The 17,051-nt window shown below is 61.0% G+C and carries 14 protein-coding genes; 8 read left to right on the top strand and 6 right to left on the bottom strand.

Annotated features, from left to right (window positions below; all coding sequences use genetic code 11):
* The first annotated feature begins 198 nt into the window (after window positions 1-198).
* Together HX792_RS05875 and hemH are read left to right on the top strand one after the other, a co-directional pair.
* Window positions 199-1,098 (top strand): TIGR01777 family oxidoreductase, encoded by a 900-nt coding sequence (locus HX792_RS05875; RefSeq protein WP_176995175.1) that lies wholly within the window; start codon window positions 199-201, stop codon window positions 1,096-1,098.
* 14 nt (window positions 1,099-1,112) lie between these two features.
* The gene (hemH, locus tag HX792_RS05870; RefSeq protein WP_176995174.1) at window positions 1,113-2,135 is read left to right on the top strand and encodes a ferrochelatase; all 1,023 of its coding nucleotides are present in this window, start codon (window positions 1,113-1,115) and stop codon (window positions 2,133-2,135) included.
* A gap of 138 nt (window positions 2,136-2,273) precedes the next feature.
* Here the strand turns inward: hemH and HX792_RS05865 are convergent, their stop codons facing one another.
* Together HX792_RS05865 and algW are read right to left on the bottom strand one after the other, a co-directional pair.
* Window positions 2,274-4,367: a TonB-dependent siderophore receptor gene (locus HX792_RS05865; RefSeq protein ID WP_176995173.1), complete on the bottom strand. Its 2,094-nt coding sequence runs from the start codon at window positions 4,365-4,367 to the stop codon at window positions 2,274-2,276.
* Between the two features lie 111 nt (window positions 4,368-4,478).
* On the bottom strand, window positions 4,479-5,633 hold the full coding sequence (algW, locus tag HX792_RS05860) for a Do family serine endopeptidase AlgW (protein WP_176995172.1): 1,155 nt from the start codon (window positions 5,631-5,633) through the stop codon (window positions 4,479-4,481).
* A gap of 102 nt (window positions 5,634-5,735) precedes the next feature.
* On the opposite strand from algW, the gene HX792_RS05855 reads away from it, so the two are divergent.
* The 3 genes from HX792_RS05855 (at window position 5,736) to cysN (ending at window position 9,588) form a co-directional block, all read left to right on the top strand.
* Complete coding sequence (locus HX792_RS05855; protein ID WP_176995171.1) at window positions 5,736-6,494, top strand: Nif3-like dinuclear metal center hexameric protein; 759 nt, start codon at window positions 5,736-5,738, stop codon at window positions 6,492-6,494.
* 268 nt (window positions 6,495-6,762) lie between these two features.
* Window positions 6,763-7,680, top strand: a complete 918-nt coding sequence (gene cysD, locus HX792_RS05850; RefSeq protein WP_005784641.1) for a sulfate adenylyltransferase subunit CysD — start codon at window positions 6,763-6,765, stop codon at window positions 7,678-7,680.
* A gap of 9 nt (window positions 7,681-7,689) precedes the next feature.
* A complete protein-coding gene (gene cysN, locus HX792_RS05845) occupies window positions 7,690-9,588 on the top strand; it encodes a sulfate adenylyltransferase subunit CysN (RefSeq protein WP_176995170.1) in 1,899 nt (632 codons plus the stop codon).
* Window positions 9,589-9,764: 176 nt separating this feature from the next.
* On the opposite strand, the gene HX792_RS05840 is transcribed toward cysN, so the two are convergent.
* The 3 genes from HX792_RS05840 to HX792_RS30550 form a co-directional block, all read right to left on the bottom strand.
* The gene (locus HX792_RS05840; RefSeq protein ID WP_176995169.1) at window positions 9,765-10,664 is read right to left on the bottom strand and encodes an acyltransferase; all 900 of its coding nucleotides are present in this window, start codon (window positions 10,662-10,664) and stop codon (window positions 9,765-9,767) included.
* Entirely contained in the window at window positions 10,665-12,764 is a 2,100-nt protein-coding gene (gene pta / locus HX792_RS05835) for a phosphate acetyltransferase (RefSeq protein WP_176995168.1), read from the bottom strand.
* 79 nt (window positions 12,765-12,843) lie between these two features.
* Window positions 12,844-13,134 carry a DUF3565 domain-containing protein gene (locus HX792_RS30550; protein WP_176995259.1) on the bottom strand — a complete coding sequence of 97 codons (291 nt, stop codon included), beginning with the start codon at window positions 13,132-13,134 and terminating at the stop codon, window positions 12,844-12,846.
* Here HX792_RS30550 and HX792_RS05825 point away from each other — a divergent pair.
* Window positions 13,133-13,618, top strand: a complete 486-nt coding sequence (locus HX792_RS05825; RefSeq protein WP_176995167.1) for a peptidylprolyl isomerase — start codon at window positions 13,133-13,135, stop codon at window positions 13,616-13,618. The genes HX792_RS30550 and HX792_RS05825 overlap by 2 nt on opposite strands.
* A gap of 299 nt (window positions 13,619-13,917) precedes the next feature.
* On the opposite strand, the gene rpsT is transcribed toward HX792_RS05825, so the two are convergent.
* Complete coding sequence (gene rpsT / locus HX792_RS05820; RefSeq protein ID WP_003171647.1) at window positions 13,918-14,196, bottom strand: 30S ribosomal protein S20; 279 nt, start codon at window positions 14,194-14,196, stop codon at window positions 13,918-13,920.
* Between the two features lie 254 nt (window positions 14,197-14,450).
* Here rpsT and murJ point away from each other — a divergent pair, with 254 nt between their 5' ends.
* Both murJ and ribF read left to right on the top strand, forming a co-directional pair.
* On the top strand, window positions 14,451-15,989 hold the full coding sequence (gene murJ / locus HX792_RS05815; RefSeq protein WP_176995166.1) for a murein biosynthesis integral membrane protein MurJ: 1,539 nt from the start codon (window positions 14,451-14,453) through the stop codon (window positions 15,987-15,989).
* Window positions 15,990-16,108: 119 nt separating this feature from the next.
* Window positions 16,109-17,047, top strand: coding sequence for a bifunctional riboflavin kinase/FAD synthetase (gene ribF, locus HX792_RS05810; protein WP_176995165.1), 939 nt, complete (start codon window positions 16,109-16,111; stop codon window positions 17,045-17,047).
* Window positions 17,048-17,051 lie beyond the last annotated feature (4 nt).

Genomic DNA, 17,051 nt, shown 5'->3' with positions numbered 1-17,051 from the left:
TTTACCTTTGGGTACAGACTACGCCGACACCAATAGCTGTACAATATTGTTTTTTGGTATAAGTTTTGGCGTGCCTGTTCTAACGGTGTGACCTATGGTTAAAGCTGAGGCTTAGCCAACGTTACGCCCGTTTACAAATGATCCCTTCCTATAAAATAGACCAGTGATCGACGGCGAACGTTACATCAGGAGCGTCCCATGCATATTTTGCTGACCGGCGGTACGGGTCTGATCGGCCGCCAACTGTGCCAACACTGGCTGGCGCAGGGGCATCAACTTACGGTGTGGAGCCGTGAGCCGGAGACGGTCGCCAAATGGTGTGGTGCTCAAGTGCTGGGCGTTGGCCGTCTGCAAGAGGTGATCGGCCCGGTGGATGCGGTCATCAACCTGGCGGGTGCGCCGATCGCGGATCGCCCCTGGACCCGCAAGCGCAAGGCGTTGTTGTGGAGCAGCCGCATCAGCCTCACCGAAACCCTGCTGGCGTGGATCGAGAGTCTGGAGCGCAAACCCGCCGTGCTGATATCCGGCTCTGCGGTGGGCTGGTATGGCGACGGCGGCGAGCGCGAACTGACCGAGGCAAGCGGCCCGGTGCAGGATGACTTCCCCAGCCAGCTCTGTATTGCCTGGGAAGAAACCGCTTTGCGCGCCGAAGCCTTGGGCGTGCGCGTAGTGCTGGTGCGCACCGGCCTGGTGCTGGCGGCGCAGGGCGGCTTTTTGTCGCGGTTGCTGCTGCCATTCAAGCTGGCGCTGGGCGGGCCGATCGGCGATGGTCGGCAGTGGATGCCGTGGGTGCATATCAAGGATCAAATCGCCCTGATTGATTTTCTTCTGCACAAGAACGACGCCAGCGGTCCTTATAATGCGTGCGCGCCGCACCCAGTGCGCAACCGCGAGTTTGCCAAGACCCTGGGCCAGGTGCTGCACCGCCCTGCGTACATGCCGATGCCGGCGTTTGCGTTGAAGGTTGGGCTGGGCGAGTTGTCCGGGTTGCTGTTGGGCGGCCAGAAAGCGGTGCCCGAACGCTTGCTGGCGGCCGGTTTCACTTTTCAGTTCACAGAGTTGCACGCGGCCCTGGAAGACTTGTCCAGCCGCCTCTAGCCATAGGATGTTGCATGACGGATCACGCGTTGTTACTGGTCAACCTGGGTTCACCGGCGTCCACTTCGGTGGCCGATGTGCGCAGCTACCTCAATCAATTCCTGATGGACCCCTACGTGATCGACTTGCCGTGGCCGGTGCGGCGTTTGCTGGTGTCGCTGATCCTGATCAAGCGCCCCGAGCAATCAGCCCACGCCTACGCGTCCATCTGGTGGGACGAGGGCTCGCCGCTGGTGGTGCTCAGCCGTCGCCTGCAACAGCAAATGACCTCGCAATGGACCCACGGCCCGGTGGAATTGGCGATGCGCTACGGCGAGCCGTCGATTGAAAGCGTGTTGACCCGTCTCGCCGCCCAAGGCATTCGCAAGGTCACCCTGGCGCCGCTGTACCCGCAGTTTGCCGACAGCACGGTGACCACGGTGGTTGAAGAAGCCCGCCGCGTGCTGCGTGAGAAAAAACTCGATCTGCCGCTGGCGATCCTGCAACCCTTCTACGACCAACCCGAATACCTCGACGCCCTGGTGGCCAGCGCCAAGCCGCATTTGCAGCAGGATTACGATCACCTGCTGTTCAGCTTCCACGGCTTGCCGGAGCGGCATCTGCAAAAACTCAACCCTGGCCACACCTTCGACGGTGCCACCGATTGCTGCGCGAACGCCTCGGCGCAGGTGCGTGCCACCTGTTATCGCGGGCAGTGTTTCAGCGTGGCACGGGATTTTGCCGCGCGCATGGGCTTGCCAGAGGACAAGTGGTCGGTGGCCTTCCAATCGCGCCTGGGCCGGGCGAAGTGGATCGAGCCCTACACCGAGGCCCGCCTGGAAACCCTCGCCCAGCAAGGCGTGAAAAAGCTGCTAGTGATGTGCCCGGCGTTTGTCGCCGATTGCATCGAGACGCTCGAAGAGATCGGCGATCGCGGGCTGGAACAGTTCCGCGAGGCGGGGGGCGAGGAGTTGGTGCTGGTGCCGTGCCTCAATGACGACCCGCAGTGGGCGAAGGCGCTGAATGCTTTGTGCGAAAAAGCACCAGTGTCGCTATAGCTGAAGCCAGCGAAGATCAAAATGTGGGAGCGGGCTTGCCCGCGATGGGGCGTGTCAGTCGATTGATTTGTTGGCTGATGCACCGCTATCGCGGGCAAGCCCGCTCCCACATTAGCCCTCCCACATTTTTTACCGTGTTTACAGGTTAAGGGTGAGGCTGACGGTCAGGTTGCGCGGTTCGCCCGGGTTGACCCAGTAGCTGCTGTAGGACCGCTCGTAGTACTTCTCATCAAACAGGTTGTTGAGGTTCAGGCCCAGGGTGACGTTCTGCGTCGCCTTGTAATGGGCCAGCAAATCGACGGTATGGTAAGCCGGTAGCTCAAAGCGACCGCCTGCTTCGCCGGAGCGATCACCTACATACGTGAACGCCGCGCCCACGTCGGAACCGCGCAACGCACCGTCCTGGAATTCATACACCCCCAACAGGCTGCCGCTGCGCTTGGCCACGCCCAGTATCCGGCTGCCGGCTGGAATCGCCTTGTCGCCTTTGGTCACTTCAGCATCGATATAGGCGAACGCGCCGATCACTCGCACCGCGTCTGTCACCTGCCCGGTCATTTGCAGGTCGAACCCTTGGCTGCGTGCTTTGCCCATGGCGCGGTTGAGGTTGGTGGCCGGGTCCAGCGTCAGCACGTTTTCCTTTTCGATATGGAAGGCGGCGAGGGTGGTGCTGAGGCGGTCGTCGAACAGTTCGCTCTTGATCCCCACTTCATAGCCCACGCCTTCTTCGGGTTTGAAGGGTTTTTTGTCGGCGCCCAGGCCGCTGTTGGGTTTGAACGAGGTGGAGGCGTTGGCGAATACGCCGACGTGCGGCGTGAGTTGATACAGCAGGCCCGCGCGCTGGGTGAAGGCGTCGTGGGTCTGGTGGCTTTTGGGCGCGCCGGTGAAGTCTTCGATGTGTTGGTCGAAATGCTCGAAGCGCGCCCCGAGCATGCCGCGCAGGCGGTCGGTGAAGATGATTTGGTCCTGCAGGTTCAGCGCGTGGCTTTTGGTCTGCTCGAAGAAATCGGTGCCCGAGCGCAGGCCGTTGGGTTTGGGCTGGCCGTAGACCGGGTTGTAGAGGTCGATGGCGTAGGGGCTGCCGGCGATGGCGGTCACGCGTTCTTTCTTGCGGTAGTCCTCGTATTCGGTGCCGATCAGCAGTTCGTGCTGCCAGCTGCCAACGTCGAACAGCCCGCGCAGTTCAAGCTGGGTGATGCTGTCGTGCCAACCGGTGGAGCGCTCGCGGTAGCGGCGGTTGACGGTATGCCCATCGGCGTTGAGTGCGCGGCTTTCCGATGCGTCACCCCACAGGCTGCCTTGTTTGTAGTGGCTGGCCAGGCGCAGTTTCCAGGCGTCGTTGAGGTGATGTTCGAGGGCCGCCTGGAGGCGGTTGTTGTGGTTGCTGATGTCGCCGTCGTTGGGCTCGCCGAGGAAGGTTCTGCGGGATACGCCGGGGGCGTCGACGATGCCGCGATCGAACGTGGAGCGGTGGCGCACGAATTCGCCTTCGACGAGCAGGCTGGTGTCCGGGTCCAACTGCCAGCTCAAGGACGGTGCGACAAAGACACGCTTGGCGCCCACGTGGTCGCGGAAGCTGTGGTTGTCTTCGACCGCCAGGTTCACACGTGACAGCACGCGGCCCTCGGGGTCCAGGGGTGTGTTCACATCCAGGGCGGTGCGATAGCGGTCCCAGCTACCGGCGCTGGTTTGCAGGGTGGTGAAGGCGTCGGGCTGGGGTTTTTTGGTGACGATGTTCACGGTGCCGCCCGGATCGCCGCGTCCGTACAGGCTGGCGGCGGGGCCCTTGAGCACTTCAATGCGCTCGATATTGGCCGCGTCCGGTGTGCTCGGGTAGCCGCGGTTGGCGCTGAACCCGTCCACGTAGAACTCCGAGGTGGTGAAGCCGCGCACACTGTATTCGTAAAGTGTCAGGCCGCCGAAGTTGTTTTGCTTGGACACGCCGCCGGCAAATTCAAGCGCGCGTTCCACGCTGGTGCTGCCCAAGTCCTTGAGCACGGTGGCGGGAATCACGCTGATGGATTGCGGGATGTCGCGCAGGGCCGTGTCGGTTTTGGTCGCGCTGGCGGAACGGGTGGCGCGATAGCCGTTGACCGGGCCATTGGCGGACTCGTAGGCGTCGGAGGTGACGCTGATGGTGTCCAGTTCAACGGTGTTGTCTTCGGCGTAGGCGGGGTCGAGCAGCAAACCCAAGGCCAGGCCAGCCAAGGGGGCAAACTTTCGAGACGGCATGATAGAGCGTTCCAATAGCGATATTGAAACAATATAACATGCCCAATGAGAATGAATCGCTTCGAAACATTGCCTTACAGGTGCCCGAAAACGAGCACCTGTTCGCGGGCGTTATTCCTCTTCTTTCACCGGTGCAGGCGGTGGGCGCAGGCCGATTTCGGCCATCAGCTTAATCTCTTTGCCGTTGCGCATGACCTGGATCGCCACCTTGTCGGTCGGTTTGATCCGCGCCACCTGGTTCATCGATTTGCGGCCATCACCGGCCGGCTCGCCATCGATGTTCAGGATCACATCACCCAATTGCAGGCCGGCTTTTTGCGCCGGGCCGTCGCGGAAAATCCCCGCGACCACAATGCCAGGGCGCCCGGTCAGGCCAAACGACTCGGCCAGTTCCTTGGTCAGCGGTTGCACTTCGATCCCCAGCCAGCCGCGAATCACCTGGCCGTGTTCAATGATCGACTTCATTACTTCCATCGCCAGCTTCACCGGGATCGCAAAGCCGATGCCTTGTGAACCACCGGACTTGGAGAAAATGGCCGTGTTGATACCGGTCAGGTTGCCATTGGCATCCACCAGCGCGCCCCCGGAGTTGCCCGGGTTGATCGCCGCGTCGGTCTGGATGAAGTCTTCGTAGCTGTTGAGCCCCAACTGGTTACGTCCGGTGGCGCTGATAATGCCCATGGTGACGGTCTGGCCCACGCCGAACGGGTTGCCGATGGCCAGCGCCACGTCGCCGACGCGCAAGGCTTCGGAGCGGCCGATGGTGATCGATGGCAGGCTCTTGAGGTCGATCTTGAGTACGGCGAGATCGGTTTCCGGGTCGCTGCCGACCACGCGGGCCAGGGTTTCGCGGCCATCACGCAGGGCCACCACGATCTGGTCGGCGCCAGTGGTCACGTGGTTGTTGGTGAGGATGTAGCCTTCAGGGCTCATGATTACCCCGGAACCCAGGCTGGATTCCATGCGCCGTTGCTTGGGCCCGTTGTCACCGAAGTAACGGCGGAACTGCGGGTCTTCGAACAGCGGGTGAGCCGGCTTGTTGATGACCTTGGTGGTGTACAGGTTGACCACGGCAGGCGCCGCGATGACGACAGCATCCGCGTAGGTCACCGGGCCTTGCACCACCGCGCTGGTCTGCGGGGCCTGTTGCAGGTTCACATCAAGGCTGGGTAGGCCTACAAACTGGGGGAAACGCTGAATGATCAGCATCGCGATCAGCACGCCAGCCAACAATGGCCATCCAAAAAAACGCAGTGCCTTGAGCATCAAGTAAGTCCTGACAGGTTGCAGGGGGCGGGAGAGCGCCCATAATGTCGCGCATTATACGAGGCTGCGAGCGCCTCGGAACGGGATATTTAGGAGTCTTTTATGGCCGTCCCCCTTAGCACCCTCGTCGAGGAAGCGGACCGCTACCTCGGCAGCGCAAAAATTGCCGATTATTGCCCCAATGGCCTGCAGGTCGAAGGCCGCCCGCAGGTGACGCGCATCGTCAGTGGCGTGACTGCCAGCCAAGCCCTGCTGGACGCGGCCGTCGAAGCCCAGGCCGATCTGATCCTGGTGCACCACGGTTATTTCTGGAAAGGCGAGAACCCCTGCATCACCGGCATGAAGCAGCGCCGGCTGAAAACCCTGCTCAAGCACGACATCAGCCTGCTGGCCTATCACCTGCCGCTGGACCTGCACCCCGACGTCGGCAACAACGTGCAACTGGCCCGCCAGTTGGACATCACCGTCGAAGGCCCGCTGGACCCGAGCAACCCCAAGGTCGTCGGCCTGGTCGGTTCACTCGCCGAACCACTGTCACCCCGCGACTTCGCGCGCCGTGTGCAGGAAGTCATGGGGCGCGAGCCGCTGCTGATCGAAGGCAGTGAAATGATCCGCCGTGTCGGCTGGTGCACAGGGGGTGGCCAGGGCTACATCGACGACGCGATTGCGGCCGGTGTCGACCTGTACCTGAGCGGTGAAGCCTCCGAGCAGACCTTCCACAGTGCGCGCGAAAACGACGTCAGTTTCATCGCGGCTGGCCACCACGCCACCGAGCGTTATGGCGTGCAGGCGCTGGGCGATTACCTGGCACGGCGCTTTGCCCTGGAGCATCTGTTCATCGATTGCCCGAATCCCATTTGATCCTCGCTGCTGAACAATAATGTGGCAGGCTTGTGTGGGAGCTGGCTTGCCTGCGATGCAGACACCTCGGTGATTCAGAAAAACCCGGGTGATGCCATCGCAGGCAAGCCAGCTCCCACCCTTGACCGCGTTTCGGCCCAAACTGAGGGGCATATTCATATACCGTTTCGATCTAGTTGGCTCCCTGAATAGAAGCAGGTGCTGTGCTAGCATGCCCCGCTCGAACACGGCCCGCTGGCCGTCCATAAGATCGTTTTCGTGAGTAGCCATGGTCGACAAACTGACGCATCTGAAACAGCTGGAGGCGGAAAGCATCCACATCATCCGCGAGGTCGCCGCCGAGTTCGACAACCCGGTGATGCTCTACTCGATCGGTAAAGACTCCGCCGTGATGCTGCACCTGGCACGCAAGGCCTTTTTCCCGGGCAAGCTGCCGTTCCCGGTGATGCACGTCGACACCCGCTGGAAATTCCAGGAGATGTACAAGTTCCGCGACAAGATGGTCGAAGAGCTGGGCCTGGACCTGATCACCCACGTCAACCCGGACGGCGTGGCGCAGGGCATCAATCCGTTCACCCACGGCAGCGCCAAGCACACCGACATCATGAAGACCGAAGGCCTCAAGCAAGCCTTGGACAAGCATGGTTTCGACGCCGCGTTCGGCGGTGCCCGTCGTGATGAAGAGAAATCCCGCGCCAAAGAGCGCGTGTACTCGTTCCGCGACAGCAAGCATCGCTGGGACCCGAAGAACCAGCGCCCGGAGCTGTGGAACGTCTACAACGGCAACGTCAACAAGGGCGAGTCGATCCGCGTGTTCCCGCTGTCCAACTGGACCGAGCTGGACATCTGGCAGTACATCTACCTGGAAGGCATCCCGATCGTTCCGCTGTACTTTGCCGCCGAACGTGAAGTGATCGAGAAGAACGGCACGTTGATCATGATCGACGACGACCGCATCCTTGAGCACTTGTCCGACGAAGACAAAGCCCGGATCGTCAAAAAGAAAGTCCGTTTCCGTACCCTTGGCTGCTACCCGTTGACGGGCGCGGTGGAGTCCGAAGCCGAGACGCTGACGGACATCATTCAGGAAATGCTCCTGACGCGAACTTCCGAGCGCCAGGGCCGTGTCATCGACCACGATGGTGCAGGCTCGATGGAAGACAAAAAACGTCAGGGTTATTTCTAAGGGGTTGTCATGTCGCACGTATCTGATTTGATCAGCGAGGACATCCTCGCCTACCTGGGCCAGCACGAGCGCAAGGAAATGTTGCGCTTCCTGACCTGCGGCAACGTCGACGACGGCAAGAGCACCCTGATCGGGCGCCTGCTGCACGACTCCAAGATGATCTACGAAGATCACCTGGAAGCCATCACCCGCGATTCGAAGAAAGTCGGCACCACCGGTGACGACATCGACCTGGCGTTGCTGGTCGACGGCCTGCAAGCCGAGCGTGAGCAGGGCATCACCATCGATGTGGCGTACCGCTACTTCTCTACCGCCAAGCGCAAATTCATCATCGCCGACACCCCCGGCCATGAGCAGTACACCCGCAACATGGCCACCGGTGCCTCCACCTGTGACCTGGCGATCATCCTGATCGACGCCCGCTACGGCGTGCAGACCCAGACCCGTCGCCACAGCTTCATCGCCTCGTTGCTGGGTATCAAACACATCGTGGTGGCCGTCAACAAGATGGACATTAATGGCTTTGATCAGAACGTGTTCGAGTCGATCAAGGCTGATTACCTGAAGTTTGCCGACGGTATCGCGTTCAAGCCAAGCACCCTGGCCTTCGTGCCGATGTCGGCGCTCAAGGGCGATAACGTGGTGAACAAGAGCGAGCGTTCGCCCTGGTACACCGGCCAGTCGCTGATGGAGATCCTCGAGACCGTCGAGATCGCCAACGACCGCAACTACACCGACCTGCGTTTCCCGGTGCAGTACGTCAACCGTCCGAACCTGAACTTCCGCGGTTTCGCCGGCACCCTGGCCAGCGGCATCGTGCACAAGGGCGACGAAGTGGTGGTGCTGCCGTCGGGCAAGAGCAGCCGCGTCAAATCCATCGTCACTTTTGAAGGTGAACTGGAGAACGCAGGCCCAGGCCAGGCCGTGACCCTGACCATGGAAGACGAGATCGACATCTCCCGTGGCGACCTGCTGGTGCATGCCGACAACGTGCCGCAAGTGACTGACGCTTTCGACGCCATGCTGGTGTGGATGGCCGAAGAACCGATGCTGCCCGGCAAGAAATACGACATCAAGCGCGCCACCAGCTACGTGCCGGGCTCCATCACCAGCATCGTGCACCGCGTGGACGTGAACACCCTGGCCGAAGGCCCGGCGAGCTCCTTGCAGTTAAACGAGATTGGCCGGGTCAAGGTCAGCCTCGATGCCGCCATCGCCCTGGATGGTTACGACAGCAACCGCACCACCGGTGCGTTCATCGTCATCGACCGTTTGACCAACGGCACCGTGGCAGCGGGCATGATCATCGCGCCACCGGTGAGCCATGGCGGCGCGGCGCAGCACGGCAAGTTGGCCCATGTAGCCACCGAGGAGCGTGCACTGCGCTTCGGCCAGCAACCGGCCACCGTGTTGTTCAGCGGCCTGTCGGGCGCTGGCAAGAGCACCCTGGCGTATGCCGTCGAGCGCAAGCTGTTCGACATGGGCCGTGCGGTGTTCGTGCTGGACGGCCAGAACCTGCGTCACGACCTGAACAAGGGCTTGCCGCAGGACCGTGCCGGCCGCACCGAGAACTGGCGTCGTGCCGCTCACGTGGCGCGTCAGTTCAACGAAGCCGGCTTGCTGACCTTGGCCGCGTTTGTTGCACCGGATGCCGAAGGCCGCGAACAGGCCAAGGCGCTGATCGGCGGCGACCGTCTGCTGACCATTTACGTGCAAGCGTCGCCGCTGGTGTGCGCCGAGCGTGATCCGCAAGGCCTGTACGCTGCGGGTGGGGATAACATCCCGGGCGAGTCCTTCCCGTACGACGTGCCGTTGAATGCCGATCTGGTGATCGACACCCAGGCCCTGTCGTTGGAAGAGAGCGTCAAGCAAGTGCTGGAGCTGTTGCGCAAACGCGGCGCGATCTAAGCGTCACGCGTACAAAAAAGCCCGCCACCGATCACTCGGTGGCGGGCTTTTTACATTTTCTCAAATGTGCACTCGGTCAATGTGGGAGCTGGCTTGCCTGCGATAGCTGCCTGCCAGTTGATACATGTGTAGCTGACCCACTGCTATCGCAGGCAAGCCAGCTCCCACAATTTTGATCAGTGTTTGCCTGGGAATTGTGTGTGCAGTTTTTCCAGCAGTTGGTCTTTGTCTTCCCACAGTTGGTTGATCCACCCCTGAAACGCCGTCCGATACTCCCCATCCTGCTCATAATTCTTGCCAATGAACGCGGCCGGGATCTGCACCTCTTCAAACTGCACCACCACGTCCTTCACATTTCCGCACAACAAATCCCAATACCCAGGGCGACCGGCCGGGTAGTGAATGGTCACGTTGACCAGTGACTTCAACTGTTCACCCATGGCATCCAGCACAAACGCGATACCGCCAGCTTTAGGCTTGAGCAGGTAACGGAATGGCGACTTTTGCTGTGCATGCTTACCCGTCGTGAACCGCGTACCTTCGGCAAAGTTGAAAATACCTACCGGGTTGTCGCGAAATTTCGCACAGGTCTTGCGGGTGGTTTCCAGGTCCTTGCCTTTCTTCTCCGGGTGTTTCTCCAGGTAGGCTTTGGTGTAGCGCTTCATGAATGGAAAACCCAGTGCCCACCACGCCAGGCCAATCACCGGCACCCAGATCAGTTCCTGCTTGAGGAAGAACTTGAGTGGGCGAATCCGCCGATTGAGCACGTATTGCAACACCATGATGTCCACCCAGCTCTGGTGGTTGCTGGTCACCAGATACGAGTGCTGGTAGTCCAACCCCTCCAGGCCGGTCACGTGCCAGCGCGTGCGCCGCACCAGGTTCATCCAGCCCTTGTTGTTGGTCACCCAGGCTTCGTGGGTGTGGTTCATCAGCCATTCGCTGAAGCGCTTGGCAAACGGCAAGGCCTTGAACAGCGCGACGATAAACAGGAACGAACACAGCAGGATCGTGTTCAGCGCCAACAACAGCGAGGCGATCACCCCGCGCACGGCGGCAGGTAGAAAATCCAGCATTTAGATATCCATAGGTCGGTTGGCGGCTTGGATCGCAGTCAGCGCGATGGTGTACACGATGTCGTCTACCTGGGCGCCGCGTGGCAGGTCGTTGACCGGTTTGCGCAGGCCCTGGAGCATCGGCCCCAGGCTTACGCAATCGGCGCTGCGCTGCACGGCCTTGTGCGTGGTGTTGCCGGTGTTGAGGTCGGGGAACACGAACACCGTGGCCTTGCCGGCGACCTGGCTGTTGGGGGCCAGTTGCCGGGCCACGGTTTCGTTGGCGGCGGCGTCGTACTGCAACGGGCCGTCGATCAGCAGTGAGCTTTGTTGTTCGTGGGCGAGCAGCGTGGCTTCGCGGACTTTCTCAACTTCCTCACCGCTGGCCGAATCGCCGCTGGAATAGCTGATCATCGCCACGCGCGGGGTGATGCCGAACGCCGCCGCCGAGTCGGCGCTTTGCAAGGCAATCTCTGCCAGCTCAGCCGCGCTTGGGTGCGGGTTCATCACGCAGTCGCCGTACACCAGCACCTGCTCGGGGAACAGCATGAAGAACACTGACGACACCAGCGTGCAGCCCGGCGCCGTCTTGATCAGCTGCAGGGCGGGGCGGATGGTGTTGGCCGTGGAATGAATGACGCCGGAGACCAGGCCGTCCACTTCATCCAGCGCGAGCATCATGGTGGCGATCACCACAGTGTCTTCCAGTTGTTGCTCGGCCATCGGCGCGTTGAGGCTCTTGCTCTTGCGCAGGGCCACCATCGGTTCGACGTAGCGCTGGCGAATCAGGTCCGGGTCGAGAATCTCCAGGCCTTCGGGCAATTCGATGCCTTGGGCACGGGCCACGGCTTCTACATCGGCAGGCTTGGCCAGCAACACGCAGCGGGCGATGCCACGCGCCTGGCAGATGGCGGCGGCTTGTACGGTGAGTGGCTCGCTGCCTTCGGGCAGCACGATGCGTTTGTTGGCAGCCTGGGCGCGCTGGATCAACTGGTAGCGGAACACGGCGGGCGACAGGCGCATCTCCCGTGGCGTACCGCAGCGTTGGTGCAGCCAGCGCGCATCGAGGTGGCTGGCGACGAAGTCGGTGATGATCTCGGCGCGTTCGCGGTCGTCGATGGGGATTTCTTTGTTCAGGCTGTTGAGCTGGTTGGCGGTGTCGTAGGAGCCGGTGCTCACCGACAGCACCGGCAGTCCGGCCTGGAACGCGCCACGGCACAGGTCCATGATGCGCGGGTCGGGCAGGGTGTCGCTGGTCAGCAGCAGGCCGGCCAAGGGCACGCCGTTGATGGCGGCCAGGCTGACGGCGAGGATGATGTCGTCGCGATCGCCGGGGGTTACCACCAAGACGCCGGGCTTGAGCAGCTCCACGGTGTTACGCATGGTGCGCGCGCAAATGATGATCTTGGTCATGCGCCGGCTTTCGTAGTCGCCGGCGTTGAGGATCTGCGCACCCATCAGGTCAGCCACGTCGCGGGTGCGCGGTGCGTTGAGTTCCGGCTGGTACGGGATGCAGCCCAGCAGGCGGAAATCGCCGCTGCGCAGCAACGGCGAATGTTCTTTCAGGCGGGCCGAGAACACCTCCATGCTTTCGTCGGTGCGCACCTTGTTGAGGATCACGCCCAGCACTTTCGGGTCTTTCGGGCCACCAAACAGCTGGGCCTGCAATTCCACGCGGCCGGAGAGTTCGGTGAGCACTTCGTTTTCCGGCGCGGAGACCAGGATCACTTCTGCGTCGAGGCTCTTGGCCAGGTGCAGGTTGACCCGTGCCGCGTAGCTGGCGCTGCGGGTCGGTACCATGCCTTCGACAATCAACACGTCCTTGCCCACGGCGGCTTGCTGGTACAGGGTGATGATTTCTTCGAGCAACTCGTCGAGCTGGCCGTCGCCGAGCATGCGCTCTACGTGCGCCAGGCCTAGCGGTTGCGGCGGTTTGAGGCCGTGGGTGCGCGCCACCAGCTCGGTGGAGCGTTCAGGGCCAGTGTCGCCCGGATGCGGTTGGGCAATCGGCTTGAAGAAGCCGACTTTCAGCCCGGCTCGTTCAAGGGTACGCACCAGCCCAAGGCTGATGGAGGTCAGACCCACACCAAAATCGGTGGGCGCGATAAAAAAAGTCTGCATGCGAATTCTCTGGAGGTGCATGGCTTCGGTGGCGCCCTATGGCTGAGTGCCTACCGCTGATCAGGCGTCAAGGTTATCGTTATTCGCGTGCTTGCGCACACCAGCCGCACGCAAAGGGCTGACCTATTTTTTCAAGGCGTTGCGCCGGGTCGAGCACCCAGGCGCGGGACTGCCAGGGCGGCTGGTGGCGCAGGTGCTGGGTATGGCCGCAGGACAGCTCGGCCACCCAGTGCTGGTCGTCGTCCAAGTGGAACCCGATGATGAAGGATGCCGTCGATCGGCCCCGTCTGTCCGGGTTCTGTTCGCTTTCGGGCAAATCCTTGTTTAGACTTGTCCGTTCTTCATTCTTATGCAAAAGGTCTCGCCCCATGACGATCGCCGCTAACAAGGCTGTCTCCATCGACTATACCCTGACCAACGACGCTGGTGAGGTCATCGACAGCTCCGCCGGCGGCGCGCCGCTGGTCTACCTGCAAGGCGCAGGTAACATCATCCCAGGCCTGGAAAAGGCGCTGGAAGGCAAGAACGTCGGTGATGAGCTGACCGTTGCCGTAGAACCTGAAGATGCCTATGGCGAGTACTCGGCCGAACTGGTCAGCACCCTGAGCCGCAGCATGTTCGAAGGCGTCGACGAGCTGGAAGTGGGCATGCAATTCCATGCTTCCGCGCCAGACGGCCAAATGCAGATCGTCACCATCCGTGACCTGGACGGCGACGACGTGACCGTCGACGGCAACCACCCTCTGGCTGGCCAGCGCCTGAACTTCAAAGTGAAGATCGTTGCCATCCGCGACGCTTCCCAGGAAGAAGTGGCTCACGGCCACGTCCACGGTGAAGGTGGTCACCACCATTGATTGTGGTTTGATCAATCGGTAGCAAAAAGCCCCGACTTGTTCGGGGCTTTTTTTGTGCCTGAGAATGTATGCGGTCAAAAAATGTGGGAGCTGGCTTGCCTGCTATAGCGGTGGATCAGCTTGATATGGATTACTGGCCCACCGCCATCGCGGGCAAGCCCGCTCCCACACACGCTCGCTCGCACATTTTTGAGTCGTGCAAACCATATTTCAGGCACAAACAAAAATGCCCCGGACCTTTCGGTACGGGGCATTTCTTAACTGTTACGCAACCTGGGTTACGTGGCAGTTGTTACCACTTAGGCTGCTGCAGCGACGTTCAGAGCCTTGATGTGGCCATTCAGGCGGCTCTTATGACGAGCGGCCTTGTTCTTGTGGATGATGCCTTTATCGGCCATACGGTCGATAACAGGCACAGCCAGAACGTAAGCTGCTTGAGCTTTTTCAGCGTCTTTGGTGTCGATGGCTTTAACTACATTCTTGATGTAGGTACGAACCATGGAACGCAGGCTGGCGTTGTGGCTGCGACGCTTCTCAGCCTGTTTTGCACGTTTTTTGGCGGAAGGTGTGTTGGCCACCGTCGAGCTCCTCGAAAGACTTTTTAGGAAATAGCAAACAAAATAGGCCGCGAATCATGCCGATGACTTGATGGGTTGTCAAGGGCGGCTGATGCGAACTGCTGAGTGGTCGATCTGAAGAGGCGGGTGATTTATTTCCGGCGCTTGACCTGTAAACTCGCGAGCTTTGGCTCTGTGCTGTTGCAGGCGCGCAGTATCGCATAAGTGGGCGCGTTGTTCGCCTGCTGTTTATCTAATAGGCGCAAACTCTTTCAATGAACCTCCTCAAATCGTTGGCCGCCGTCAGCTCTATCACGATGATCTCCCGGGTATTGGGGTTTGTGCGTGACACCTTGCTGGCGCGTATTTTTGGCGCCAGCATGGCCACGGATGCCTTCTTCATCGCCTTTAAATTGCCCAACCTGTTGCGAAGGATCTTCGCCGAAGGCGCATTTTCCCAGGCGTTCGTGCCGATCCTGGCCGAATACAAGACCCAGCAGGGCGAGGAGGCCACTCGCACCTTTATTGCCTACGTTTCGGGCTTGCTGACCCTGGTGCTGATGCTGGTGACTGTCGTCGGCATGCTCGCCGCCCCTTGGGTGATCTGGGCCACGGCCCCCGGTTTTGCCAATACGCCGGAAAAATTCGCGCTGACCACCGACCTGCTGCGCGTGACCTTTCCTTATATATTGCTGATCTCCCTGTCGTCCCTGGCCGGCGCGATCCTCAATACCTGGAACCGCTTCTCGGTGCCGGCGTTCGTGCCGACCCTGTTGAACGTCAGCATGATCATCTTCGCGCTGTTCCTCACCCCATACTTTGATCCGCCGGTGATGGCCCTGGGTTGGGCCGTACTGGCTGGCGGCCTGGCGCAACTGCTCTACCAACTGCCGCACCTCAAGAAGATCGGCATGCTCGTGCTGCCGCGCCTGAACCTCAAGGACACCGGGGTGTGGCGCGTGATGCGCAACATGCTGCCGGCGATCCTCGGGGTGTCGGTGAGTCAGATTTCCCTGATCATCAACACCGCGTTCGCCTCGCTGCTGGTCTCGGGCTCGGTGTCGTGGATGTATTACGCCGACCGGCTGATGGAGCTGCCGTCCGGCGTACTGGGCGTGGCCTTGGGTACGATCCTGCTGCCAACACTGTCGCGCACCTATGCCAGCAAGGACCGCCAGGAGTACTCACGTATCCTCGATTGGGGCCTGCGCCTGTGCTTTGTGCTGGTGCTGCCTTGCTCTCTGGCTTTGGGCATCCTGGCCGAGCCGTTGACCGTGTCACTGTTCCAGTACGGTCAATTCAGTGCGTTTGATGCGTCCATGACCCAGCGTGCGCTGATCGCCTATTCCGTGGGTCTGCTCGGCATCATCGTGATCAAGGTTCTGGCGCCGGGCTTCTATGCCCAGCAAAACATCCGTACCCCAGTGAAAATCGCGGTATTCACGTTGATCGTCACCCAACTGCTCAACCTGGTGTTCATCGGCCCGTTGGCCCATGCCGGCCTGGCGTTGGCCATCAGTGCCGGGGCGTGCATCAACGCCGGCCTGCTGTTCTACCAACTGCGCAAGCAGCAGATGTTCCAGCCACAGCCGGGCTGGGGCATGTTTGCACTCAAGCTGTTGGTGGCGGTTTCGGCGATGTCGGCTGTGTTGCTTGGCTTGATGCACTTCATGCCTGCCTGGGATGAAGGCCATATGCTGGAACGCTTCCTGCGCCTTGGCGTATTGGTGGTGGCTGGCGTGGTGGTGTACTTCGGGATGTTGCTGCTGCAGGGCTTCCGTCTGCGGGATTTCAATCGAAAGTCCCTGGGATAGAGACTTTGCCGCGATAAAACGGTTGTTTTATCGATTCGATCCATTTGGCCTGTTCTGTTGCCTGTCGTCCGGGCCCGGGTGTGGTTATAATCGACCACTTTATGAGCAAGAAGCGCGTTATGCAGCTGGTTCGAGGTCTCCACAACCTGCGCCCCCAGCATCGGGGCTGCGTCGCCACTATTGGCAACTTTGACGGTGTTCACCGTGGCCACCAGGCTATCCTGGCCCGGCTGCGTGAGCGGGCGGTCGAGTTGGGCGTGCCCAGCTGCGTGGTGATTTTTGAGCCACAGCCGCGGGAATATTTCAGTCCTGAGACGGCGCCGGCACGCCTGGCCCGGTTGCGGGACAAGCTGCAATTGCTGGCCGAAGAAGGCGTGGACCGCGTCCTCTGCCTGGCCTTCAACCAACGTTTGCAAAGCCTCAGCGCCGCCGAGTTCGTTGACCGTATCCTGGTGGACGGCCTGGGCGTACAGCACCTGGAGGTCGGCGACGACTTCCGCTTTGGTTGCGACCGTGTGGGAGATTTCGATTTCCTGCAACAGGCGGGCGTCAGCCAGGGGTTTACCGTCGAAGCCGCGCAAACCGTCGAACTGGACGGCCTGCGCGTGAGCAGTACCCAGGTGCGTAACGCCCTGGCCGCTGCCGACTTCGCCTTGGCCGAGCGCTTGCTCGGTCGCCCGTTCCGCATTGCCGGGCGGGTACTGCACGGCCAGAAGCTGGCGCGCCAACTGGGCACGCCAACCGCCAACGTGCAACTCAAGCGCCGTCGTGTGCCGCTCACCGGGGTTTACCTGGTGAGCGTCGACATCGACGGTCAATCGTGGCCGGGAGTCGCCAACATAGGCGTCAGGCCCACGGTTGCAGGTGATGGCAAGGCCCACCTGGAAGTTCACCTTTTGGATTTTGCCGGTGATCTGTATGACCGGCGTTTGACGGTGGTTTTCCACCAGAAGCTGCGTGAAGAGCAGCGTTTCGCCTCCCTTGAGGCGTTGAAAACGGCGATCAATGCGGATGTCGCCGCCGCCCGTGCACTAGCCGCACCTAGCGCCCATCGCTAACCGA

Source organism: Pseudomonas sp. B6002, assembly GCF_013385985.1.
Taxonomy (GTDB): Bacteria; Pseudomonadota; Gammaproteobacteria; order Pseudomonadales; family Pseudomonadaceae; genus Aquipseudomonas.
This window is presented reverse-complemented; position numbering and strand designations above follow the sequence as displayed.

Excerpts from the sequence above, each read along its gene's own strand:
- cysD (WP_005784641.1), top strand. The coding sequence starts at position 6,763 with ATGGTCGACAAACTGACGCATCTGAAACAGCTGGAGGCGGAAAGCATC.
- algW (WP_176995172.1), bottom strand. The coding sequence starts at position 5,633 with ATGCTCAAGGCACTGCGTTTTTTTGGATGGCCATTGTTGGCTGGCGTG.
- cysN (WP_176995170.1), top strand. The coding sequence starts at position 7,690 with ATGTCGCACGTATCTGATTTGATCAGCGAGGACATCCTCGCCTACCTG.
- HX792_RS05875 (WP_176995175.1), top strand. The coding sequence starts at position 199 with ATGCATATTTTGCTGACCGGCGGTACGGGTCTGATCGGCCGCCAACTG.
- HX792_RS30550 (WP_176995259.1), bottom strand. The coding sequence starts at position 13,134 with ATGGGGCGAGACCTTTTGCATAAGAATGAAGAACGGACAAGTCTAAAC.
- HX792_RS05840 (WP_176995169.1), bottom strand. The coding sequence starts at position 10,664 with ATGCTGGATTTTCTACCTGCCGCCGTGCGCGGGGTGATCGCCTCGCTG.
- HX792_RS05825 (WP_176995167.1), top strand. The coding sequence starts at position 13,133 with ATGACGATCGCCGCTAACAAGGCTGTCTCCATCGACTATACCCTGACC.
- pta (WP_176995168.1), bottom strand. The coding sequence starts at position 12,764 with ATGCAGACTTTTTTTATCGCGCCCACCGATTTTGGTGTGGGTCTGACC.
- hemH (WP_176995174.1), top strand. The coding sequence starts at position 1,113 with ATGACGGATCACGCGTTGTTACTGGTCAACCTGGGTTCACCGGCGTCC.
- HX792_RS05855 (WP_176995171.1), top strand. The coding sequence starts at position 5,736 with ATGGCCGTCCCCCTTAGCACCCTCGTCGAGGAAGCGGACCGCTACCTC.
- HX792_RS05865 (WP_176995173.1), bottom strand. The coding sequence starts at position 4,367 with ATGCCGTCTCGAAAGTTTGCCCCCTTGGCTGGCCTGGCCTTGGGTTTG.
- ribF (WP_176995165.1), top strand. The coding sequence starts at position 16,109 with ATGCAGCTGGTTCGAGGTCTCCACAACCTGCGCCCCCAGCATCGGGGC.
- murJ (WP_176995166.1), top strand. The coding sequence starts at position 14,451 with ATGAACCTCCTCAAATCGTTGGCCGCCGTCAGCTCTATCACGATGATC.